Below are 21,979 nucleotides of genomic sequence, written 5' to 3' on the forward strand. Positions count from 1 at the left end.
GCCCGGAGTCCGGTCCGCCGCGTGACCGGGGAATCCGCCCGGCGGCCGGACCTGCAGCACGCCGACGGTGAGCGACCACTCACCGGGCGTGTCGGGCGTCCGGCGCGGCCCGGCGTCCGGACGCCGACGTCGCCCGGACGCGACCGCGCCCGGACGCCGGCCGCGGACGATCACCGCCTACCCTCGGTCGCACGCCGGGGTCGTCCCGGCGGGAGGACGACCACTCGGATCGGGGAACACACGGTGTTGCAGGCGGCGCTCAACGGCTCACGACCGGCGGACGCGCACCCGGCGTTGCCGACCCTGGCCCGCCACCTCGCCCGTGACGCCCGGGCCGTCGCCCGGCTCGGCGTCACCTCGGTGCACGTGCACCCGCGCGACGACAGCGGCGCCGAGACGATCGAGCCCGCCGTGGTCGGCGACGTCGTGTCGCTGATCCGCCAGGAGGCCCCTGGCATCGAGATCGGCGTCCCGACCGGGCGCTGGATCCAGCCCGACCCCAAGGACCGCGTCGAGACCGTCCTGTCCTGGGGCCGGCTCGGCTCCGGCAAGCCCGACGTGTGCGGCGTCAACGTGCACGAGCTCGGCTGGACCGAGGTCTGCCACGCCGCGTGGTCGGTCGGCATCGCCGTCGAGCTCGGGGTCTGGACCAGCGGTGACGCCGTCACCCTCCGCCAGAACGGGCTGCCCCCGGGCACCCGCCGGGTGATCGCGGAGTCGACGGTGATCGACCCGGAGACCGCCGTCGCCGAGGGCATCCGGATCCTGCGCGCGCTCGGCCAGCCCCCCGTTCCCGTGCTGCTGCACGGCGAGGAGGAGGGCGCCTGGCCGGTGCTGGAGTACGCGACCCGGGTCAACATCGACACCCGGATCGGCTTCGAGGACGTCCTGGTGCGCCCCGACGGCTGGCTCGCGACCGGCAACGACGACCTCGTCCGCACCGCCCTGTCGATCCGGGTCTGACCCGGATCCGCCGCACCCGCGCCCCGGCGACCCGGGTGGACCGGGGCGGGCGGCGGGGGTCAGGCCTTCAGCACCGTCGCGACGATCCCCGCGAGGTGCGCCAGCCGCGCCAGCTCCGACGGCCGGAACACCGGCCCACCCGGCCGTCCGACCACCAGCGTCTTCGGCGGTTCCCCGGTCCCGAACGGCGCGGCGGCCAGCTCGGTGTCCATCGCCCGCCACGGCTCGGGCACCCAGTGGCTGTCGTCGAGGGCGATCGCCCGGTCCAGCGGCAGCCAGGGCAGGTCCCCGGACCGGGTCTCGGGCGCCGCGGCGCTCTCCGCGATCCGGAAGGAACGACCGTTCTCGCTGACCGCGACCAGCGCCCAGCCGGCGCGGAACAGCCGCGGCACCTCGCCGGCGAGCAGGTCGAGCCCGTGCGCGTGGTCGCCGGCGATCTCGTCGAGCAGCTCCAGCTCGCGGTGGGTGTCCAGCTGCCCGGTGTGCGGGCGCACCGACTCCACCGACACCCCGGGCACCGACTCGGCCGCGGTGATGAGCACGTCCGGCGGCCGGTTGGTCGGCAGCTCCACGGCGATGTCGTCGACCGCCTGCCCGTCGCCGCGCTCCACGACGTCGACGCTGAGGATGTCCGCCCCCGCCCCGCCGAGGGCGGAGGCGACGGCCCCGAGATTGCCGGGCTTGTCCGGGAGGACGACCCGGAGCAGGAACGACACGGAGTGGATCCTCTCCCTCGACAGCGAGCGCCTCATCGGCACGCGTGTGCACCGCACCGGAGTGGCGGGGGGCGGTTCCGGGCGGGAACGATGATCCTGCCACCCTCGGGGCCGTCGGTCACCCGCCACCCGCATCATGGTGTGCGTACCTGGTCACCGGGGGGCGATCGGCCGGTGGACCGGCGGGAATAGACTCGCCCGATGGACCGGCGCGCGCGGGAGCGGCCGGGTCGTGTCGGCAGCCGGACCGGCGGTCGCACCGTCGTCGCCGCACCGTCGTCGCGACCGTCCACCCGCCGTCGTCATCATCGGACACCATCCCAGAGGAGGGGCATGACCGCCGATTCCGCGGAGCGGACGGGCGGGGTCATCACCCGGGACGAGGTCGCACACCTCGCCCGGCTGGCCCGCCTGGCCGTCACCGACTCCGAGCTGGACACCTTCGCGTCGCAGCTCGACGTGATCATCGGGTCGGTGGCCCGGGTCGGAGAGGTCGCCGCCGACGACATCCCGCCGACCTCGCACGCCGTCCCGCTGGAGAACGTCTTCCGCCCGGACGAGCGCCGCCCCGGCCTGAGCCAGGAGCAGGCGCTCGCCGGCGCCCCGGCCGCCGAGGACGGGCGCTTCCGCGTCCCGCGGATCCTGGGGGAGGAGCAGTGAGCGACCTGATCCGCCTCACCGCGGCCGAGCTCGCGGAGAAGATCCACTCCCGCGAGGTCTCCGCCGTCGAGGTCGCCCAGGCCCACCTCGACCGGATCGCCGCCGTCGACGGTGAGGTGCACGCGTTCCTGCACGTCGGCGCCGAGGCCGCGGTGGCGTCCGCCGCACTGGTCGACGAGCGGATCGCCGCGGGCGAGGCCCCGGAGTCCCCGCTGGCAGGGGTGCCGCTGGCGCTCAAGGACGTGTTCACCACCTCGGACATGCCCACCACCTGCGGCTCGCGGATCCTCGACGGCTGGCAGCCGCCCTACGACGCGACGGTCACCACGCGCCTGCGCGCCGCCGGGATCACGATCCTCGGCAAGACCAACATGGACGAGTTCGCGATGGGCTCCTCCACCGAGCACTCGGCGTACGGCGTGACCCGCAACCCGTGGGACACCACCCGGGTGCCGGGCGGCTCCGGCGGCGGGTCGGCGGCGTCGCTGGCCGCGTTCGAGGCGCCGTTGGCGATCGGCACCGACACCGGCGGCTCGATCCGCCAGCCCGCCGCGTTCACCGGCACCGTCGGCGTCAAGCCCACCTACGGCCAGGTGTCCCGCTACGGGCTGGTCGCCTGCGCGTCGTCGCTGGACCAGGGTGGGCCGTGCGCGCGCACCGTGCTGGACGCGGCGCTGCTGCACGAGGTCATCGCCGGCCACGACCCGCTCGACTCGACCTCGATCGACCGGCCGGTCCCGGCCGTCGTCGAGGCGGCACGCCAGGGCGCGACCGGGGACCTGTCCGGGCTGAAGGTCGGCGTCGTGCGCGAGCTGGGCGGCGAGGGCTACCAGCCCGGCGTCCGCTCGGCGTTCGACGCCTCGCTGCGCCGGCTGGAGAAGCTGGGTGCCGAGATCGTCGAGGTCGCCTGCCCGCACTTCGAGTACGGGATGGCCGCGTACTACCTGATCCTGCCCAGCGAGGTGTCGTCGAACCTCGCCCGGTTCGACGCCATGCGCTACGGCCTGCGCGCCTCCGAGGGCCGCTCCGCCGAGGAGGTCATGGCCAACACCCGCGAGCAGGGCTTCGGGCCCGAGGTCAAGCGGCGGATCATGCTCGGTACCTACGCGCTGTCCAGCGGCTACTACGACGCCTACTACGGCCAGGCGCAGAAGGTCCGCACGCTCATCAGCCGGGACTTCGCCGCGGCGTTCGCCCAGGCCGACGTGCTCGTGTCGCCGACGGCGCCGACCGTGCCGTTCCCGATCGGGGACAAGGTCGACGACCCGCTGGCCATGTACCTGAACGACCTGGCCACCATCCCGACGAACCTGGCCGGGGTGGCCGGCATGTCGGTGCCCAACGGGATCTCCGAGGGGCTCCCGACCGGCCTGCAGATCATGGCCCCCGCGCTCGGCGAGGCCGTCATGTACCGCGTCGGGGCGGCGTTCGAGGCCGCCCGCGACGCCGACGAGGGCGGTCCGCTGATCGCCCGCGTCCCGGACGTTGCTGAGGTGAGGGCATGACCCCGGCCGTGGAGCTGGTCGACTTCGACGACGTCGTCGCCCGGTACGACCCCGTCCTGGGCATCGAGGTGCACGTCGAGCTGTCGACGAACACCAAGATGTTCTGCGGCTGCCCGACGGAGTTCGGGGCCGAGCCCAACACCCAGGTCTGCCCGGTCTGCCTGGGGCTGCCCGGCGCGCTGCCGGTGGTCAACCGGGCCGCGGTGGAGTCGGCGATCCGGATCGGCCTGGCGCTGAACTGCTCGATCGCGCCGTGGGGCCGGTTCGCCCGGAAGAACTACTTCTACCCGGACATGCCGAAGAACTTCCAGACCTCGCAGTACGACGAGCCGATCGCCACGGGCGGGTTCCTGGACCTGACCCTCGACGACGGCGAGGTCGTCCGGATCGGCATCGAGCGCGCGCACATGGAGGAGGACACCGGCAAGTCGCTGCACGTCGGCGGCTCCGACGGTCGCATCCACGGCGCCGACCACTCGCTGCTGGACTACAACCGGGCAGGCGTCCCGCTGATCGAGATCGTCACGACGATGATCCCGGACACCGGGGCCCGTGCCCCGGAGGTGGCCCGCGCCTACGTCACCGCGCTGCGCGACCTGATCCGGTCCCTGGGTGTCTCCGACGTCCGGATGGACCAGGGCTCGATGCGTGCCGACGTGAACCTCTCGCTGTCGCCGAAGGGCGGCGCGCTGGGCACCCGCACCGAGACGAAGAACGTCAACTCGCTGCGGTCGGTCGAGCGCGCGGTCCGGCACGAGATGAGCCGGCAGGCCGGCGTGCTCGACGCGGGCGGTGAGATCGTCCAGGAGACCCGGCACTTCGACGAGGCGACCGGCCACACCCGCGCCGGGCGACGCAAGGAGACCTCGGAGGACTACCGGTACTTCCCGGAGCCCGACCTGGTCCCGATCGCCCCGTCCGCCGAGTGGGTCGAGGAGCTGCGCGGCACCCTGCCCGAGCTGCCGTGGGAGCGCCGCAAGCGCATCCAGAGCGACTGGGGCATCTCCGACGAGGAGCTGCGCGACCTGGTCAACGGCGGTGCGCTGGAGCTGGTCGAGGCCACCGTCGCGGCCGGTGCGCCGTCGCAGGAGGCCCGCTCGTGGTGGGTGTCCTACCTGGCCCAGCAGGCCAACACCCGCTCGGTCGAGCTCGCCGAGCTCGCGATCACCCCGGCGCAGGTCGCCCGGGTGATCGAGCTGGTCGCGGCGGGGGAGCTGACCAACAAGCTCGCCCGCCAGGTCGTCGACGGCGTGCTCGACGGCGAGGGCGGCCCGGACGAGGTCGTCGCCGACCGCGGGCTGAAGGTCGTCTCCGACGAGGGCGCGCTGGTCGCCGCCGTCGACGCGGCGCTGGCCGAGCAGCCCGACGTCGCGGAGAAGATCCGCGGTGGCAAGGTCCAGGCGGCCGGGGCCATCGTCGGCGCGGTCATGAAGGCGACGAAGGGCCAGGCCGACGCCAAGCGGGTCCGCGAGCTGATCGTCGAGCGGGTCGGGGCCTGACCGGAGCGGCACGCGTGACGGGCCCCGGTCCGGTCGGAGCAACCGACCGGACCGGGGCCCGTTCCTCGTCCGCGACACGCGACCGCCAAGTGAGGCGAGGCTAGGCTCACCGGAGATCCCACGCCTCCGGAGGGCCCGTGTCCACTGCACTGCTCGAGCGCCCCGTCGTCGAGAACGCCACCCGCCGCCAACTGCTCGCCGCCGTCGGCGCCACCGGCCTGCTCGCCGCCTGCGGTCGCCCGTCGACGCCCGTCGGCGCGGCCCCGGCCGGCGCGACCCGCAGCATCACCACCTCGCTCGGCACCTACGACGTCCCGGTCGCGCCGGTGTCGGTGCTGGCCGTCGACTCGCGGGTCGACCTGGAGACCGCCGTCGCGCTCGGCCTGCCGGTGTCGGCGACCAGCCTGCGTCCCCCGGCCGCGTGGGTCCCGGCCCCGCCCGGGCTGCCGGTCCTGAAGGGTCCGATCGTCGACGAGGAGGTCCTCGCGCTGCGCCCGGACCTGATCGTCTGCTCCGCCGAGGACGACGGTGAGTACTGGCCGACCGCCCGGCTGCAGCGAATCGCGCCGGTCGTCCCGACCTCGTTCGACGTGCCGTGGCGCACCGACCTGACCACGATCGCCACCCAGCTCGACCGGCGCGACGCACTGGACCGGGTGCTGGCCGAGTACGACGCGGTCGCCGCCGGGGTCCGGGAGCGCCGCCGCGGGGCGCTGGCGACCAGGCGGATCGTCATCGCCCAGTGGCGGCCCGAGGCGGGCACGTTCGTGGTGAACACGGCGGGCCGGTTGCAGCAGCAGGTGCTGACCGACCTGGGCGGCTCGCTGGCCGGGGAGGAACGCGCCTACGCGGCGGACCAGGAGGTGCCGCTGGAGGAGATGAGCCGGTTCCGCGACGCCGACGGGTTCTACCTGCAGAACACCGGCACCGAACGGGCGCTCGCGACGATGCGCGACGTCCCGGTGTGGCGCGAGCTCCCCGCGGTGCGGGCCGGGAAGGTCGTCGAGACCATGGGCAACGTCAACTACGGCAGCGTCTACAGCGCGATGCAGGTCGCCCGCGACCTGGACGCGCTGTACGCGCTGCTCGGCTGAGCGTCCGGGCCGCTCAGCCGGAGGCGCCGGCCCTCGCCGAGCCGGGGTCGGCGGCGTCCGGCTCGTCCTGGGCGGGGCCGGGGGCCTCGGGCACGTCCCCGGCGAACTCCAGCGGCGCGGCGCCGGGCAGCGGCCGCCCGGCGGGCTCCGCGAGGAACCACACGCTGACCAGGCCGATCAGCCCGGCGCCGATCAGGTAGTAGCCCGGCCAGTCCAGGTTCCCGGTGGCGGTCACCGCGGTCTCGATCACGGCGGGCGCGGTCCCGGCGAACAGTGACACCGCCAGGTTGAAGGTCAGCCCGAGACCGGCGTAGCGGACCAGGGTGGGGAACTGGGCGGGCAGCGTCGACGGGCAGACACCCGCGAAGCAGACCAGGACGGCGGCCAGCAGGACCAGGCCGGTGGCCTGTCCGGCGAGCCCGAGCTGCAGCAGCCACACGATCGGCAGGCCGAGCACGACCAGCGCGATGCTGCCCGCCGCGAGCAGCGGGCGGCGTCCGATCCGGTCGCTCCACCGGCCGACGAGCACGACCGCGGCGAGCGCGAGCACGGTGACGCCGACCTGCAGCAGCGTCGCGACCTCCCGGCTGGTGCCCGCCGCGCCGAAGCGGGGCAGGGTGCCGGTCAGGTAGGTCGGCACGTACGCGGTCAGCACGTAGTTGGTGACGTTCCAGGCGATCACCAGGCCTGCGGTGACCAGCGCCGCGGAGCGGTAGTGCTTCACGAGGATCCCGAACGCGCGGCGGTGGGTCATCGTCGCCAGCGCGGGGGAGCGCTCCATGAGCTGCCGGAACGCCGGGGTGTCCTCCAGACGCATCCGCAGGTAGACGCCGGCGATGCCGAGCGGGAGCGCCAGCAGGAACGGGATCCGCCACCCCCAGGCGAGCAGGTCGTCGTCGGGCAGCAGGGTCACCAGCGCCGCGGTGACGCCGGCACCGAGCGAGTAGCCGACGATCGTGCCGAACTCCAGCCAGCTGCCGAAGAAGCCGCGACGCCGGTCGGGGGAGTACTCGGCGACCAGGGTGAGTGCACCGGTGTACTCACCGCCCGCGGAGAAGCCCTGCAGCATCCGGATGACCACGACCAGGACCGGCGCCGCGATGCCGATCGTGCCGTGCGACGGGACGAGGCCGAGCAGCACCGTCGCGACGGTCATCAGCAGCACCGTGGCGGCCAGCACCCGCGGCCTGCCCACCCGGTCGCCGAGGTGGCCGAACACGAACCCGCCGAACGGCCGGGCGACGAACGCCGCCGCGAACGCGGCGAGGGTCAGCACCAGCGACCACTGGCCCGCGTCCGGGAAGAACACCCGGTTCAGCACCACCGCGGCCAGGTAGGAGTAGATCCCGAAGTCGTACCACTCGGCGACGTTGCCCACCGATGCCGCCGTGGCGGCCCTCCGGACGGTGGCCTCGTCCTCGACCGCCGTGTCGAGGATGCGGCGACGGGTCCTGCGCGGCTTCTCGATCATCTGGCCCCTCTGCCGTGGTGGGCGCACGCCGGAACGTTCCGACGTGGCGGTGGGGCGACTGTTCTATCACTGATATATTAGTAGGCGCAACGATGCGCGACGGACCGTCGCCGAGCCCGGGTCAGATCGCGCTGGCCCCGCCGCCGGTCGGCGGCTGGATGCGGACCACCCGGTCGTCGGTGGCGCCGGGGGCACCGCCGTCGCGGTTCACGGTGCCCAGCCAGAGCAGGCCGTCCGGGGCGAGGGTGACCGGGCCGATGCGGCCGTAGGTGTCCTCCAGCACCGGCTTCGGGTCACCGGTGAAGGTGCCCTCGGGACCCGGGTTGAGCACGAACAGCGCCTTCCCGGTGCTCTGGGCGACGACCACCGCGCCCGGCAGCACCGTGCACCCCGCGACTCCGGGACGGTCCGGCCAGGTCCAGGCCGGCGCGCCGAGCGCGCCCGGGGCGACGCGGTACAGGACGTCGCGCCCGGCCGTCCGGTCGGTGACCCAGGTGGTCCGTGCCGCCGGGTCGACGCACACCCCGCCCGGCGCGGTGAGCCCGCGGGCCAGGACCGGCGAGGCACGGTCGGGGTTGCCCGGGGCCGGCCGGCCCAGGGTGTCGATCCGCAGCACCGCCCCGGCGAGCGGACCCGCCCCGGCGGGCGTGGCGACCAGCAGCGAGGAGCCGTCGGCGTCGACGGCCAGCGCCCCTCCCGGGGGCAGCCCCGCCAGCACCGGCTTCGGCGCCTCACCGGGTGCGATCCGCCAGACCCGGCCCTCGGACAGGGCGTAGAGCAGGCGGTCCTCGGCGTAGCCGGGGGACAGGACCAGCCCGGTCAGCCCGCCCGCCGGATCGACCGGCACCGTCGCGACCGGCCGCGGCGTGGCGTTGCGGCGGACCTCCAGCACCCGTCCGGTCCGCCGCTCGGCGACGAGTGCGTGGTCGCCCTGCGGGAGCACCGCCACCGCCCCGACCGGCCCCAGGCACGCGGCCACGACCTGGGGGTCCGGATCGACGCACGGCTGCGGGGCCGCCGCGGGCCCCTGCTGCTGCGGCGACGGCGGCCGGCCCGACGGCGGTGCCTGCTCCTCCGGGGCGATCCGGGGCGGCCCGCCCAGCTCGCCGGCACCCTCGGCCTGGGGTCGCCAGTCGCGCGTGCCCGCGTCGGGGAAGGTGGCGCAACCGGCCAGCAGCACGACGAGCGTCGCGACGATCAGCAGCAGCCGGGCGGTCACGAGGAGCCAGGATAGGCCCCGCGAGGTGAGTGCCCGGTGAGTACGGTCGGACGCCATGAGCAGCCCCGTGACCGTCCTCGTGCCGCACGCCGCCGGAGCCGAGATCCTGTCCGAGGTGGACGGGCTGGAGCCGGTCGTCTACGACCCGGAGAAGCCGCTGCCGGACGAGGCGGGGCGGGCCCGGGTCCTGGTCGCCCCGTTCCTGGCGACCTCCGAGGCCGTCGCGATGACCGAGCAGATCCCGCACCTGGAGCTGGTGCAGCTGCTCACCGCCGGGGCCGAGGCGTGGATCGGGCGGCTGCCCGACGGTGTCGCGCTCTCCGACGGCCGTGGCGCGCACGGCGGCGCGACCGCCGAGTGGGTCGTGTCGGTGCTGCTCGCCGTCTACCGCCACCTCGACCGGTTCGTGCGGGCCCAGGACCGCGGCGAGTGGGACTACCACCAGACCGAGGAGCTGGCCGGCAAGAAGATCCTCATCGTGGGCGCGGGCGACGTCGGGCAGAAGACCCGGGCCCGTCTGGAGCCCTTCGAGGTCGAGACCGCGATGGTCGGACGCACCGCCCGCGACGGTGTCCACGGCTGGGACGAGCTGCCCGCCCTGCTCCCGCAGTACGACGCGACCGTGCTGATCGTCCCGCTCACCGACGAGACCCGCGGCATGGTCGACGCCGACTTCCTGGCCGCCATGCCCGACGGGGCGCTCCTGGTCAACGGCGCCCGCGGACCGGTGGTGGACACCGACGCGCTCCTCGCCGAGCTCACCTCGGGCCGCATCCGGGCCGCCGTCGATGTCACCGACCCCGAGCCGCTGCCGCCGGGGCACCCGCTCTGGTCGGCACCCGGGCTCCTGCTGACCCCGCACGTCGGGGGGACCGTGCCGATGGCGATGCGCCGGGCCTACGGCGTCGCGGCCGAGCAGCTGGCGGCGTTCGTCCGGGGCGAGGAGCCTCCGAACCTGGTGACCGGGGCGTACTGAGCGGAGTCTTTCCTGCCCCGAGGGCGGTGTCGGCGGCTGCGGAGAACGCGGTCGCAGAGTCTGGTGAAAACCCCGGAGTTCGGGTGTTAAGCGATGTCCGGCCGGCGCCGCAAGCGCTTGCCCGACCTATGACGTAATCGTACGTTCGGGCCGCGTTCACCGGCTGACACGGCACCGATCGTGCCTGTGCCGCTCTCGGGGAGGTTCTGCCTGATGATCCGGACCGCTCGCCCGCAATGCTCGACGAGGAATTGTCGGAGACCTGCCCTGTGCCGGGCACAGTGAGCCGGGCGCTGTCGCTCACCGACGGCGACACCGCCCGGGACGACACGGTGGCCCGCGGCCTCGTCCGCTCCGCGCTCGCCGAGCGTCGTCCGGACACCGGCTCCCGGTTCGACGAGATGACCCGCTACGCGCTGCTCGCGCCGGGCAAGCTCCTGCGACCGCTCATGCTGCTCACCGCGGCGGAGGCCGTCGGCGGCCGGCGCGAGGACGTGCTCCCCGCCGCCGCGGCGGTCGAGCACCTGCACGTCGCCTCACTGGTGCACGACGACATCATCGACGACGACGACCTGCGTCGCGGCCGGCCGTCGGTGCACGCCCGCTACGGCGTCCCGGACGCCATCGTGACCGGCGACGCGCTGCTGTTCGAGGTGTTCGCCGTCGTCGCCGAGTGTGCGGCCCCGCCGGAGGCCGTCGTCACGGCCGTCGCCGAGTTGGCCCGTGCCGGTAGCGACCTGTGCCGCGGACAGGTCCAGGAGTCGCAGCTCGTCGCGCCCGGACCCGGCCGACCGGGAAGCACACTGGACGACTACCTCGAGGTGGCCGCTCTCAAGACCGGAGCCCTGTTCCGGGGGGCGTGCCGGGCGGGCGCCGCGCTCGGCGGCGGGGAGGCCGGGCAGGTCGACCTGCTCGGGGACTACGGCCACCACACCGGGGTCGCGTTCCAGCTGTTCGACGACCTGCTGCCCTACCTCGACGACGCCGTGGTCACGGGCAAGCCCGCGACCAGCGACGCCGCCAACCTGCGGCCCACCTGGCCGGTCCTGCTGGCACACCGCGACGGTGGACCCGCCGTGCGGCGGGCGGTGGAGACCGCTCTGTCCGGGGATCTCGGCCCGAGCGAGGCGCACGAGATGCTCCGCGCGGCCGTGACCGCGGACGACCTCTGGGACGCGGCGCGGTGCGGGGCGCGCGGCCACGCCGACCGGGCCGTGGCCCGCCTCGGTGAGCTCCCCGGTGCCGAGGCGGCACGCCGGCTCGCCGGGATCGCCGCGATCGCCGTCGACCGTGACCGCTGACGGGCGCACCCTGCGCGCCGACGCCCGTGCCGCACCGCGGCGGGGCGGGGGGACCTGGCAGGCGCACTGGGAGACCTGGCGGCCGTACACCACCTGGCACCCGGCGTTGCTGGGACTGGCCGGGGCGCTGGTGGCGGGCGGCAGCTCCCCGGGGCCGCTCGCCGTCGCGTTGCTGGCCCCGGTGCTCGGCTGGCTGGCCGGGCACTACCTCGGTGACTACTTCGACCGGGACCTGGACGCGATCGCCAAGCCGCACCGCCCGATCCCGTCCGGCAGGCTCACCCCCCGGGCCGCGCTGACCTGCGGGATCGCCTGCGTCGCCGGCTCGCTGGTGCTGACCATCGTGGTGAACTGGCGGACGCTGCCGGTGTTCGCCTGCGCGGTCGCCGGGATCATCACCTACAGCCGGCTGTTCAAGCAGCGGGGGCTGGCCGGCAACCTCAACCGCGGGGTGCTCTCCGCGCTCGCGATGGTCGTGGGGGCGATGGCCGTCGCGCCGTGGCCCCCCTGGGCGTTGCTGCCCGCCGCGCTGGGCTTCGCCCTGCACGACACCGCGTCCAACCTGATCGGGACGGTGCGCGACGTCGACGGCGACCGCGCGGGCGGCTACCGGTCGGTGCCGGTCCGGCACGGCACCGCGACGGCGGTCCGGACCGCGGCCGTGCTCTGGCTGTCGGCGATGGTCGCGGTCGGGGTGGGCGCCGTCGTCGCGGACCGGCCTGCCGCCCAGTTCGGTGGTCTGGCACTGGCGGTGCTCGTCGGTGGCTGTGCCTTCGTCGTGGTGCGCCCCGGCACGGTGACGCCCCGTCGTGCGCTGCGCTCGCACGAGGTGCTGGTCGCCGAACGAATGTTGCTCGCGGGCGTCGTCGTCGCGGGTGCCGCGGGGCCGCTCGTCGCCGGGGCGGTGGTGCTGCCCGCACTCGTCTCATCGCTGGTCATGCAGGCCCGGATGCGGGCCCGGCACGAGTTCCCGGCCGATGCCGGGGACGGAGAGGACACACCATGACACCGGCCCACGCCGGGACCGGCCGGCTCGCCGACGAGGTGTCGGAGGCGATCGCGGGAGGGGCCGAGGCGCTGCTGCGGTCGCGCCGCGACGACGGCGTGTTCGACTACGGCGCCGACAGCCTGCGGTCCACCCTCGCGACGGCGGGTGCGGTCACCGCGCTGCACTTCGCCGATCCCGGTGGGACCGCCGACCTGATCGCCGCCGGTGCCGCACGGCTGCGTCGTACCCAGACCGAGGACGGCGGCTGGGCGATGGTGCCCGGTCTGCCCGCGGAGCCGGGTCCGACCGCCGTGTCGGCCGCCGCGCTGCACCTCGTCGACCCGGCGGGGTCCGCCGAGCAGGTCGCGGCCGGGCGGCGGTGGATGGAGCGCTACGGCGGCCTCGCCGCGATCCCGCACCCGGAGGTCGTGCTCTGGTGCCGGCAGTTCTACGGGTTCGTCGGCTGGATCGCGCCGGCCGACATGCGTCGTTTCCCGCTGGAGCTGGCGCTGCTGCCCGGCCTGTACCGGCGGCTGTTCGACCTGCGGCTGCCGATGGCCTCGGCGCTGGGGCTCGCCCAGGCCCGACACCGCCCGCTGACCCGGGTGCAGCGCACGCTGTCCCGGCTGGCCGAACCGAACGCGCTGCGCGTGATCCGCCAGACCTACGAGCACGAGGGGGCCGCGGGATCCTGGTCGGAGGACGCCTGGGTGACCGGCCTGGTCTGCACCGGGCTGGCCCGCGCCGGCGTCGGCCAGGACATGGTGGACGCCGCTGTCGGCTGGCTGCGCCGGTCCATGCACCCGGACGGCTCGTGGGCCACGACCCCGCTGGACGCGGCCTGGACGATGTACGCGGTACGGGGCCTGGTCGAGGCCGGCTACGGCGACGACGAGCGCCTGGTCGCCTCCCGGGACGCACTGCTGGGCCTGCAACAGCACCGGCCCTTCCTCGCCTTCGGCTGCCCGCCCGGCTTCTGGGGCTGGACCGCCGGGCGCGGCTGGCCCGCCGTGCTGGAGACGGGCGAGATCGTGTCCGTGCTCAGCAGGCTCCCCGGCACCGTGCAGGACGCCGCCGTCGCCGAGGGAGTCGGCTGGCTCACCGACCGGCAGGACTCCCGCGGCTCCTGGGGTCTGTGCGTGCGCAACACCAGGGTCGCGAACAGCGGCCCCTGCCCGACGACGACCGCGCAGGCGCTCGACGCCCTGCTCGACGCCGGGGTGCCGGCCGACGACCGGCGGGTCCGCCGCGCGCTGCGCTGGCTGGGCCGGGCCCAGCTGCCCGGTGGTGGCTTCGAGTCGGTCTGGTACCGCGAGCACACGATGGGCACCGCCGCGGTGCTGGAGACCTTCGCCCGCTGCGGCCGCGGCGGGGACGGGCCCGCGGTCCGCGCCAGGACCCTGCTGGAGCGCACCCGCAACCCCGACGGGTCCTGGGGCGACGGCCACGGCGCCCCGGGAACCGTGGAGGAGACCGGCTGGGCGGTCGCGGCACTGCTCGCCGCCGGTGCGGCCCCGGCGGAGGTGGAACCGGCCGTGCGGTGGCTGCTGGCGGCCCGCCTGCCGGACGGTGGCTGGCCGGCCGAGCCGGTGCACGAGTACGTCCGCCGGGTCAGCCGCTACGCCAACCCGGGATTCACCCACGGGATGGCGCTGCGCGCGCTCGGCCGCTACCGGAAGGCCCTGACGTGAGCCACGGACACGACGCCGACTGCGACACCGACTACGACACCGAGTACGACGCGGTGGTGTGCGGCGCCGGGGTGGCCGGTCTGTCCGCGGCCTGCGCGCTGGGCAGGCTCGGGCACCGGGTTCTGGTGCTGGAGAAGCGCCCGGAGCCGCAGCAGGTCGCCAAGGGCGAGGTGCTGCAGCCGGGATCCCTCGGCATCCTGCGGGAGTGGGGCGTGGCGGACCGGCTGGAGGCGGCGGGTGCGCTGCGGCTGGAGCACCTGGTCGCCCGGGCCGCCGACGGGACGCCCCGGATGCGGCTGGACTACGGGCACCTGCCCACCCCGCAGCCCTGGCTGCTGGCCCACGACTACCCGACGATCCTGCGGGCGCTCGGCGACTCCCTGCCCCCTGGCGTCGAGGTGCGGCGCGGGGCGCTGGCCGAGGGCCTGGTCCGGACCGGTGACCGCGTCACCGGCGTCCGGTGCGACGGCACCGCGGTCACGGCCGCGCTGGTCGTCGCCGCCGACGGCGTCTCCTCGCGGCTGCGGCGCGAGGCCGGGCTGACCGCGCCCCGTTCCGACTACCCGCACCGGCTCGCCGCCTTCGAGCTGGCGGGCACCGTCCCGCCGGACTTCTCCGCCTACGTGACCGACGGCGGGCTGCGGCTGCGGTACCCGCTCCCGGGGGGCCGGGTGCGGTTGTACGTCCAGGTCGCCGCGGACGAGCTGCGCGGGCTCGGGCCGGACGGGCTCCGCGCCTGGAGCGGCCGGGTGCTGCGCGGCTGCCCCGGGCTCGACCCGGTGGCCGAGGCGTTCCGCGCGGGCGTCGCGGACCGTCAGGTGCTGCCGGTGTCCCGGGCACTCGCGCCGGCGCTGACGGTGCCGGGGCTGGCCCTGGTCGGGGAGAGCGGACACCTGGTGCACCCGATGGCGGCGCAGGGCATGAACAGCTCGATCGCCGACGCACACACCCTGGCCGCCATGCTCCGGCAGGGCGGCTCGCTGCAGGCCGACGTCGTCGACCACGCGCTGCGCCGCTACGACACCGCACGCCGCCACGACCTGCACCACATCGGCCGGACCAGCCACAACGCCGCCCGGATGATCACCGGACGGTCCTGGATCGGGGACCGCGCGCTGACCGGGACCGGTGCCAACGACCGGATCCGGCACGAGGTCATGCACACCATGTCCGGACTCGGGATCCGGCGCCTGACCCCGGTGGACCGCCTGCACCAGATCGGGCTGCTACCCGACCCGCGGGCCGCCCGGCTGCCCGGCTGGGCCCGGACGGTCCGCGGGTCGGGTGCTGCGGCCCGATGACCGCACGGACCTCACGCCCTGGCGTACTCCAGCACGACCAGACCGTTCGCGCCGTCCCGGCGACCCCGGGCGACCAGACCGGCCTCGGCCGCGAGGACGTCGAAGGCCTCCGGTGCCCGCTCCCGGCCGCCCAGCAGGGTCAGCGACTGCAGGTCGAACGACGCGTTGTTCTTCGCGTGTTCCTCCCCGGCCAGCACCTCGACCACCAGCACCCGGCCGTCGGGCGCGACGGCCTCGGCGCAGCGGCGCAGGATCCGGACGGCGTCCTCGTCGGGCCAGTCGGTGAGCACCCGGGACACCAGCAGCACGTCGTAGCCGGTGGGCAGTGGCTCCAGGAAGCTGCCGCCGACGAAGCGGGCCCGCTCGCCCAGCCCGGCCCCGGACAGGAACTCCTCGGCCTCCGGGGCGACCTCCGGCAGGTCGAGCACGGCGCCGTGCAGGTGCGGGTGGGCGGACAGGACCGCGTGGAGCAGCGCCCCGGTGCCGCCGCCGACGTCGAGCACCGAGGAGACCGGCGCCCAGTCGTACCCGGCGGCGACCTCGGGACCGGTCTGCCAGGCGAAGCCGGCCATCGTCGCGCCGAAGAACAGGCGCAGCCGCTCGTCGGCGCGGTAGTCCGCCCAGAACTCACGGCCGTGCACCGCGGGGTAGGCCGAGCGGCCGGTGCGGACCGCGTGCAGCATCCCGCCGTAGGCGAGGTCCATCCGCAGGCCGGGCCCGTCGGCGTCGAGCCAGGCACGCAGCAGTGCGTTGCGGTCGTCCAGCAACGCCTCGGAGACCGGGGTCAGCGCGTACCGGCCCGGCGCGGGCTCGGCGAACAGTCCGGCCGAGACGAGATGGCGGAGCAGCCGGACGAGCGCGTCGGGATCGGCACCGGAGGCCGCGGCGAGCTCACCGGCGTCGGTGCGACCGTCCCGGACCAGCTCCGGCAGCCGCAGGGCGACCGCGGTACGCACCGCGAACGGGGTCGCCAGGAGGCTTATTCAGGCCCCGTGAAATAACGATCTAGCCCGGCGTGTCGGGTTGGGCGACAGCCCGTCCATCGCGAATATTGGTTTGCCGAATCAATCCGAGATGAACGGGCTGCCGCAGTATGTACTATACCACTGGTTTCCGGCGTGATGAAATTCAGGATCTTGTCGCTATAGTGTATGAGCAGGATCAGCGGGACGCGACGGAGGCACGTTTGTCTTGGCCGCCGGTTCTGGGGTTGTTCTGGTCGGTGGTGATCACGTTGGCGTATCTGCGCGGGAATCGTGTGCAGTGGGAGTTGGCGGAAACCTATGGGGTGTCGCAGTCGACGGTTAGTCGAGCGATCACGGGGGTGACACCGTTGCTGGCACAGGCGCTGCGGAGTGTCGTTCCGACGGCAGAGGAGCTTCGTGCCGATCGGCAGTACATCATCGATGGAACCTTGCTTCCCTGCTGGTCATGGGCCGCGGTGCCGGGTCTGTGGTCGGGCAAGCATCGCACCACCGGCGTCGTCGTCCAGGTCGCAGCCACCCTGGAAGGGCAGCTGTCGTGGATCTCCGACCCGACCCCAGGCTCCCGACACGACCTATATTGCCTCGACCAATCCGGCGCCCTCGACCACCTCGCCACATACCCCCCGATCGGCGATAAAGGATACATCGGGCGCGGCATGCTCACCCCGTTCAAAAAACCACCCGGCCGGGAACTTCTCAACTGGCAAAAAACATTCAACAAGAGCCTCAACCACACACGCGCCACCATCGAACGAGTCATCGCCCATATCAAAACGTGGAAAGTTCTCCACACAGACTACCGGCGGCCCTACGCCACATTTAAAACGACAATCTCGGCAGTCATCGGACTCATCTTCTACACACTTACCTGACGGAGCCTGAATAAGCCTCCAGGTCGACGAGTGCGGCGAGAGCGGCGGTGCCGTCCTGCGTGGTCGGACTGGTCACGGAGTTCCTTTCGACGAACGGGAGGGGAAGTCGGTCCGCCACTGACGATGGCAGTTCGGAGCGGATTCCGACAAGGAGGCTTATTTAGGGTGATCATGAAGTGCGGTGTTTCTCCAGGTCGGGACCGCAGCGAGGTAGCCCGCCAGGCGGCCCTGAATAAGCCTCAAGGGTCCGTGACAATTCGACACAGCATTTCCCCGACCGATTCCGCCGGCGCGGTACGGCGGTCGAACAATGCGTACGGAAAGGTTTTCACATGGTTTCGCTCGACGTCCGTCCGGTCTCCGGAGCGCTGGGGGCCGAGGTGCGTGGGCTCGCGCTCGCCGACGTGGACGACGAGGTGTTCGCGCACCTGTACCGGCTCCTGCTCGACCACCTCGTGCTCTTCCTGCCCGACAACGCCGGTCTCGACCCGGCCGACCACGAGGCGTTCGGCAGGCGGCTGGGCCCACTGGAGGTCCACACGTTCCTGCCGAAGCTGGACGGGCACGACGAGATCGTCGTCCTCGACTCCGACCAGGGGGCGAAGTCCGACGTCTGGCACACCGACGTCACGTTCTCCCAGACCCCGCCGATCGCGTCGGTGCTGCAGATCGTGCAGGGCCCCGAGGTCGGCGGCGACACCATGTGGAGCAACCAGTACCTCGCCTACGAGGCGCTGTCCGCCCCGCTGCGGGAGCTGCTCGACGGGCTCACCGCGCTGCACGTCTTCGAGCACCCGAACGGCTCCTACCGCAGCGAGGCCGAGCATCCGGTCGTCCGGGTGCACCCGGACACCGGGCGGCGCTCGCTGTACGTCAACCGGATGTTCACCCGGCGCATCCCGCAGCTGACCCCGGGGGAGAGCACCGCGGTGCTGACCCACCTGTTCGACGTCTCCGAGAGCCCGCAGCGGGTCTGCCGCTACCGCTGGAGCGAGGGTGGGGTCGCGATCTGGGACAACCGGGCCACCCAGCACTACGCCGTCAACGACTACACCGGCCGCCGGGTCGGCCGCCGCGTCACCGTGCTCGGCGACCACCCGAAGGGCGAGCCGGCGCGCTGGCCGCACCACCAGGCCGCCGGGATGAGCGCGACGGCCGTCAACGACTGACCGGCACGACCGGCACGAACCGACCGGCACCGCAGCAGGGGAGACCGCCATGAGCGAGACGACCACCACGAGCGCCGGGTCCGAGGAGTTCCTCGAGACCTACTGGCGTGACCCGCACACCGCACTGGCCGGGGCCCGCCGGGACTGCCCGGTCCGCGAGGTCACCTTCGAGACCGGCCCGACCTGGCTGGTCACCCGCTACGCCGACGTCCGGGCCGGGCTGGCCGACGAGCGCCTCGCCAAGGACTGGCGGGCGTCGCTGCCGCCCGCCGAGCGCGCCGCGGCACCGCCGGGGCTGCCCGCCCCGATGCCGCACATGCTGACCTCGCTCGACCCGCCGGAGCACACCCGGCTGCGCCGGCTGGTGACCCAGGCGTTCACCGCCCGGCGGATCGCGGCGCTGCGGCCGCGGGTCGAGAAGCTGGCCCACGACCTGCTCGACGCGCTCCCCGCCGACGAGCCGGTCGACCTGGTCGGCCGGTACGCGATCCCGCTGCCGATGGAGGTCATCTGCGAGCTGATCGGGGTCCCCGAGCTGGACCGCGAGGACTTCGCCCACTGGTCGACGGTGCTGATCGACGAGTGCCCCGAGCCGGAGCTGGTCCGGGCGTCGAACCAGATGGCCGACTATCTCGGCGGCCTGGTCGCCGCGCGACGCCGCGACCCCGACGAGGCCCTGCTCTCCGGCCTGATCGCCGCCTCCGAGGACGGCGAGCAGCTCTCCGACATCGAGATCGTCGCGATGGCGATGCTGCTGCTCATGGCCGGGCACGAGACGACGGCGGTGTTCGTGACGAACAGTGTCCGGGTGCTGCTGACCGAGCCGGACGCCCGGCGGCGGCTCGCCTCGCCGGAGACGGCCCCCGCGCTGGTCGAGGAGCTGCTGCGGTGGGCGTCGCCGGCGTTGAACGCCTCGCTGCGTTTCGCGACCGAGGACATGGAGATCGGTGGGACGGCGATCCCGCGCGGCGCGTCGGTGACCCTGTCCACCGGGGCCGCGAACCGTGACCCGAGCCGGTTCGACGACCCGACGCGGCTCGACCCCGACCGGGACACCGCCGGGCACGTCGCCTTCGGCCACGGCATCCACCGCTGCCTCGGCGCGGCGCTGGTGCGGCTGGAGGCCGACGTGGCGCTCACCGCGCTGTTCGGCCGGTTCCCGCAGCTGCGGGCCACCGCGGCGGAGGACGAGCTGACCTTCCGGCGCAGCGTGCACGTCCACGCCCCGCGGACCTTCCCTGTGCTGCTGGGCCCCACCCCCGACCAGGAACAGGAGCGACGAGCGTGACCCCCGTCGTCCACCAGCTGTCCTTCAACGAGAACCACTGGCCCGTCCTGCCCGGGGTGCGCGAGGCGCTGACCGGGTCGCTGGACACGATCGGCCACACCCTCGACGCGTTGTCCGACGGCCTCACCGCCGAGATCGCCCGGCGGCTCGGGGTGCCCGCGGCCCGGGTCGTCGCGGGCGCGGGATCGGGCGCGCTGCTCCAGCAGTTCCTCGCCGCGCACTGCACCCCGGGGACGACGGTCGTGCACACCGCGCCGTCGTTCGCGATGTACCCGCTGCTGATCCGCAACACCGGCGCGACGGCCGTCGCCGTGCCGGACGGCCCCGACGGCAGCGACCTCGCCGGGGTGGCGAAGGCGGTCACCGACGACACCCGTGTCGTGGTGCTCTGCAACCCGGACAACCCCACCGGTGAGGTACTCGGCACCGCGGCGGTGCAGCAGCTGCTCGACGACCTGCCCCCGCACGTCCTGCTGCTCGTCGACGAGGCCTACCGCGAGTTCGCCGACCCGGACGCGGTCGCCGACGTGCTCGGCCTGGCCGCGCACGACGACCGGGTCGTGGTGGTCCGCACCTTCTCCAAGTCGCACGGGCTGCTGGGCCTGCGGGTGGGCTACCTCGTCGCCGCCGAGCGGGTCACCGCACCGATCCGGCCCAGCACGCCGTTCTACCGGGTGCCGACCCTCGGCCAGGCGGCCGCGCTGGCCGCTATGGACGCCGAGGACCGGATGCGCGAGCAGTGCCGTGCGGTGGCCGCCGAACGCGACCGGGTCCGCGACGGACTGCTGGCGCTCGGCTTCGACGTGCCGCCCAGCGGCGGCAACTTCGTGTGGGTCCGCCTCGGCGGGCGCAGCCGAGCGTTCGTGGAACACCTCGCCGCCGCCGGGATCGCGGTCCGCGACCAGGACGGGCTCGGGGTGCGGGTCAGCACCGGCCTTCCCCCGGCGAACGACGCCGTCCTCGCCGCGGCCGCCGGCTTCGACCCCGCTCCGGACGGAACCGCGCCGTGACCACCAGCCCGGGCACCCGGCAGGAGACCGCCGCGCCGGCACCTCGGACGTCGCGGCTGTTCATGCCGTTCTACCTCCTCGCGTTCGCCGGGCTGATGGCGACGACGGCCACCCCGGTGGCGGTGACGCTCGCCCTGCGCGCCCAGCAGCTCTACGGCGAGGAGAAGACCGCCGTCCTCGCCACCACCCTGGCGATCGGCACGGTGTTCGCCTCGGTCGCCCAGCCGCTGGGCGGCTGGCTCAGCGACCGCACCGTCTCCCGCTGGGGCCGTCGCCGGCCGTGGCTGGTGCTGGGCCTGCTGGGTGGGGTCGTGGGCCTGCTGGTGATCGCGCTGGTGCCGGAGCGCTGGGGGATGGTGCTCGGCTGGTCGATCGCGTCGCTGTTCCTCAACCTGGCGTTCTCGGCGCTGTTCGCGGTGCTCGCCGACCAGGTCCCGCCGGATCGGCGCGGCCGGGTCTCCGGCTGGATCGGGGTCGCCTTGCAGGCCGGGTTGAGCGCCGGGACCTGGGGCGCGGTCTGGCTGGGGAACCAGCCGGTCGCGCTGTTCCTCGGCCCGGCCGCGTTCGCGGTGCTGACGACCGCGGCGCTGCTCGTCGTGCTGCCCGACCGGTCGGCCGGACCCGGGACGCGCGCCCCGGCCGGGGGCGTCCCGTGGCGCGAGCGCCTCGCCCAGCTGGCGCGCTACCGCGACTTCGGGTTCGTCTGGGCAGGCCGGTTCCTGCTGCTCACCGGCTACTACATCTTCTTCAACTTCCAGCTCTACACCCTGACCGACCACCTGGGCGTGACCGTCGCGGTCGCGACCTCGGTGGTGGCGCTGAACAGCACGCTCAGCGCCGTGCTGAAGCTCGTGGTGGCCCCGCTGGCCGGCTGGCTGTCCGACCGGCTCGGCAGGCGCCGGGTGCTGGTGGGCTGCTCGGCGGCGCTGTTCGCGGTGTCGATGCTGCTGATCGCGCTGGCGCAGGACGTCACGACGTTCGTGCTGGGCGCCTCGGTCGGGTTCGTCGCCTACGGCGTCTTCCTGGCGGTGGACCTCGCGCTGGCGACCGAGGTGCTCCCGGAGGGCGACGCCCACGGCGGTTTCGGCCTGGGGCTGTACAACGTCGCCGGGACGGTCTCGCAGTCCCTCGCACCGGTGGTCGCGGTCTCGGTGCTGGCTGCTTCCGGCGACAGCTACCCGCTGCTGTACACGGTCGCGGCCGGGCTGGTGGCGGCGGCCGTCGTGACGGTGATGTTCGTCCGGTCGGTGCGCTGAGCGGCCCCGGCGCC

Annotated in this window: 19 protein-coding genes; 15 read left to right on the forward strand and 4 right to left on the reverse strand. The window is 74.1% G+C overall.

Annotated elements, in window-relative coordinates; genetic code table 11:
• Window positions 1-243 precede the first annotated feature (243 nt).
• Window positions 244-963 (forward strand): 3-keto-5-aminohexanoate cleavage protein, encoded by a 720-nt coding sequence (locus tag KPL59_RS06195; protein WP_060713011.1) that lies wholly within the window; start codon window positions 244-246, stop codon window positions 961-963.
• A gap of 59 nt (window positions 964-1,022) precedes the next feature.
• Here the strand turns inward: KPL59_RS06195 and KPL59_RS06200 are convergent, their stop codons facing one another.
• On the reverse strand, window positions 1,023-1,679 hold the full coding sequence (locus KPL59_RS06200) for an amino acid-binding protein (RefSeq protein WP_075310640.1): 657 nt from the start codon (window positions 1,677-1,679) through the stop codon (window positions 1,023-1,025).
• Between the two features lie 333 nt (window positions 1,680-2,012).
• Here KPL59_RS06200 and gatC point away from each other — a divergent pair, with 333 nt between their 5' ends.
• The 4 genes from gatC to KPL59_RS35475 all read left to right on the forward strand — a co-directional run bounded on the left by gatC (window position 2,013) and on the right by KPL59_RS35475 (window position 6,437).
• Complete coding sequence (gene gatC / locus KPL59_RS06205) at window positions 2,013-2,339, forward strand: Asp-tRNA(Asn)/Glu-tRNA(Gln) amidotransferase subunit GatC (protein ID WP_020622204.1); 327 nt, start codon at window positions 2,013-2,015, stop codon at window positions 2,337-2,339.
• A complete protein-coding gene (gene gatA, locus KPL59_RS06210; protein ID WP_226352586.1) occupies window positions 2,336-3,844 on the forward strand; it encodes an Asp-tRNA(Asn)/Glu-tRNA(Gln) amidotransferase subunit GatA in 1,509 nt (502 codons plus the stop codon). Before gatC ends, gatA begins: the two co-directional genes overlap by 4 nt.
• Window positions 3,841-5,343, forward strand: coding sequence for an Asp-tRNA(Asn)/Glu-tRNA(Gln) amidotransferase subunit GatB (gene gatB / locus KPL59_RS06215; RefSeq protein ID WP_226352585.1), 1,503 nt, complete (start codon window positions 3,841-3,843; stop codon window positions 5,341-5,343). Before gatA ends, gatB begins: the two co-directional genes overlap by 4 nt.
• A gap of 137 nt (window positions 5,344-5,480) precedes the next feature.
• Window positions 5,481-6,437, forward strand: a complete 957-nt coding sequence (locus KPL59_RS35475; RefSeq protein ID WP_226352584.1) for an ABC transporter substrate-binding protein — start codon at window positions 5,481-5,483, stop codon at window positions 6,435-6,437.
• Window positions 6,438-6,450: 13 nt separating this feature from the next.
• Here the strand turns inward: KPL59_RS35475 and KPL59_RS06225 are convergent, their stop codons facing one another.
• Window positions 6,451-7,908: an MFS transporter gene (locus KPL59_RS06225; protein ID WP_226352583.1), complete on the reverse strand. Its 1,458-nt coding sequence runs from the start codon at window positions 7,906-7,908 to the stop codon at window positions 6,451-6,453.
• A 121-nt stretch (window positions 7,909-8,029) separates the two neighbouring features.
• A complete protein-coding gene (locus tag KPL59_RS06230; RefSeq protein WP_226352582.1) occupies window positions 8,030-9,127 on the reverse strand; it encodes a sorbosone dehydrogenase family protein in 1,098 nt (365 codons plus the stop codon).
• A gap of 55 nt (window positions 9,128-9,182) precedes the next feature.
• Here KPL59_RS06230 and KPL59_RS06235 point away from each other — a divergent pair, with 55 nt between their 5' ends.
• The 5 genes from KPL59_RS06235 (at window position 9,183) to KPL59_RS06255 (ending at window position 15,384) form a co-directional block, all read left to right on the forward strand.
• On the forward strand, window positions 9,183-10,103 hold the full coding sequence (locus KPL59_RS06235; RefSeq protein WP_226352581.1) for a 2-hydroxyacid dehydrogenase: 921 nt from the start codon (window positions 9,183-9,185) through the stop codon (window positions 10,101-10,103).
• A 269-nt stretch (window positions 10,104-10,372) separates the two neighbouring features.
• Window positions 10,373-11,404: a polyprenyl synthetase family protein gene (locus tag KPL59_RS06240; RefSeq protein WP_226360212.1), complete on the forward strand. Its 1,032-nt coding sequence runs from the start codon at window positions 10,373-10,375 to the stop codon at window positions 11,402-11,404.
• The gene (locus KPL59_RS06245; RefSeq protein WP_226360213.1) at window positions 11,394-12,410 is read left to right on the forward strand and encodes a UbiA family prenyltransferase; all 1,017 of its coding nucleotides are present in this window, start codon (window positions 11,394-11,396) and stop codon (window positions 12,408-12,410) included. Before KPL59_RS06240 ends, KPL59_RS06245 begins: the two co-directional genes overlap by 11 nt.
• On the forward strand, window positions 12,407-14,083 hold the full coding sequence (locus tag KPL59_RS06250; protein ID WP_226360214.1) for a prenyltransferase/squalene oxidase repeat-containing protein: 1,677 nt from the start codon (window positions 12,407-12,409) through the stop codon (window positions 14,081-14,083). Before KPL59_RS06245 ends, KPL59_RS06250 begins: the two co-directional genes overlap by 4 nt.
• Window positions 14,080-15,384, forward strand: a complete 1,305-nt coding sequence (locus tag KPL59_RS06255) for an NAD(P)/FAD-dependent oxidoreductase (RefSeq protein WP_226360215.1) — start codon at window positions 14,080-14,082, stop codon at window positions 15,382-15,384. The genes KPL59_RS06250 and KPL59_RS06255 overlap by 4 nt, the downstream gene beginning before the upstream one ends.
• Window positions 15,385-15,395: 11 nt before the next feature.
• Here KPL59_RS06255 and KPL59_RS06260 read toward each other — a convergent pair whose 3' ends face one another.
• Complete coding sequence (locus tag KPL59_RS06260) at window positions 15,396-16,340, reverse strand: acetylserotonin O-methyltransferase (RefSeq protein ID WP_226360216.1); 945 nt, start codon at window positions 16,338-16,340, stop codon at window positions 15,396-15,398.
• Between the two features lie 137 nt (window positions 16,341-16,477).
• On the opposite strand from KPL59_RS06260, the gene KPL59_RS06265 reads away from it, so the two are divergent.
• From KPL59_RS06265 to KPL59_RS06285, 5 genes are all read left to right on the forward strand, one after another.
• Entirely contained in the window at window positions 16,478-17,242 is a 765-nt protein-coding gene (locus tag KPL59_RS06265; RefSeq protein ID WP_226359656.1) for a transposase, read from the forward strand.
• Window positions 17,243-17,574: 332 nt separating this feature from the next.
• On the forward strand, window positions 17,575-18,411 hold the full coding sequence (locus KPL59_RS06270) for a TauD/TfdA family dioxygenase (protein ID WP_226360217.1): 837 nt from the start codon (window positions 17,575-17,577) through the stop codon (window positions 18,409-18,411).
• 49 nt (window positions 18,412-18,460) lie between these two features.
• Window positions 18,461-19,699 (forward strand): cytochrome P450, encoded by a 1,239-nt coding sequence (locus KPL59_RS06275; protein WP_226360218.1) that lies wholly within the window; start codon window positions 18,461-18,463, stop codon window positions 19,697-19,699.
• Window positions 19,696-20,709 carry a histidinol-phosphate transaminase gene (locus tag KPL59_RS06280; RefSeq protein ID WP_149665807.1) on the forward strand — a complete coding sequence of 338 codons (1,014 nt, stop codon included), beginning with the start codon at window positions 19,696-19,698 and terminating at the stop codon, window positions 20,707-20,709. The genes KPL59_RS06275 and KPL59_RS06280 overlap by 4 nt, the downstream gene beginning before the upstream one ends.
• On the forward strand, window positions 20,706-21,965 hold the full coding sequence (locus KPL59_RS06285; RefSeq protein WP_226359448.1) for an MFS transporter: 1,260 nt from the start codon (window positions 20,706-20,708) through the stop codon (window positions 21,963-21,965). Before KPL59_RS06280 ends, KPL59_RS06285 begins: the two co-directional genes overlap by 4 nt.
• The last annotated feature ends 14 nt before the right edge of the window (window positions 21,966-21,979 follow it).

The sequence above is a fragment of the Pseudonocardia sp. ICBG1142 genome, assembly GCF_020496255.1.
Taxonomy (GTDB): Bacteria; Actinomycetota; Actinomycetes; order Mycobacteriales; family Pseudonocardiaceae; genus Pseudonocardia.

Coding starts and splice junctions, on each gene's coding strand:
- gatC (WP_020622204.1), top strand. CDS start 2,013: ATGACCGCCGATTCCGCGGAGCGGACGGGCGGGGTCATCACCCGGGAC.
- gatB (WP_226352585.1), top strand. CDS start 3,841: ATGACCCCGGCCGTGGAGCTGGTCGACTTCGACGACGTCGTCGCCCGG.
- KPL59_RS06225 (WP_226352583.1), bottom strand. CDS start 7,908: ATGATCGAGAAGCCGCGCAGGACCCGTCGCCGCATCCTCGACACGGCG.
- KPL59_RS06235 (WP_226352581.1), top strand. CDS start 9,183: ATGAGCAGCCCCGTGACCGTCCTCGTGCCGCACGCCGCCGGAGCCGAG.
- KPL59_RS06250 (WP_226360214.1), top strand. CDS start 12,407: ATGACACCGGCCCACGCCGGGACCGGCCGGCTCGCCGACGAGGTGTCG.
- KPL59_RS06265 (WP_226359656.1), top strand. CDS start 16,478: ATGTACTATACCACTGGTTTCCGGCGTGATGAAATTCAGGATCTTGTC.
- KPL59_RS06270 (WP_226360217.1), top strand. CDS start 17,575: ATGGTTTCGCTCGACGTCCGTCCGGTCTCCGGAGCGCTGGGGGCCGAG.
- KPL59_RS06275 (WP_226360218.1), top strand. CDS start 18,461: ATGAGCGAGACGACCACCACGAGCGCCGGGTCCGAGGAGTTCCTCGAG.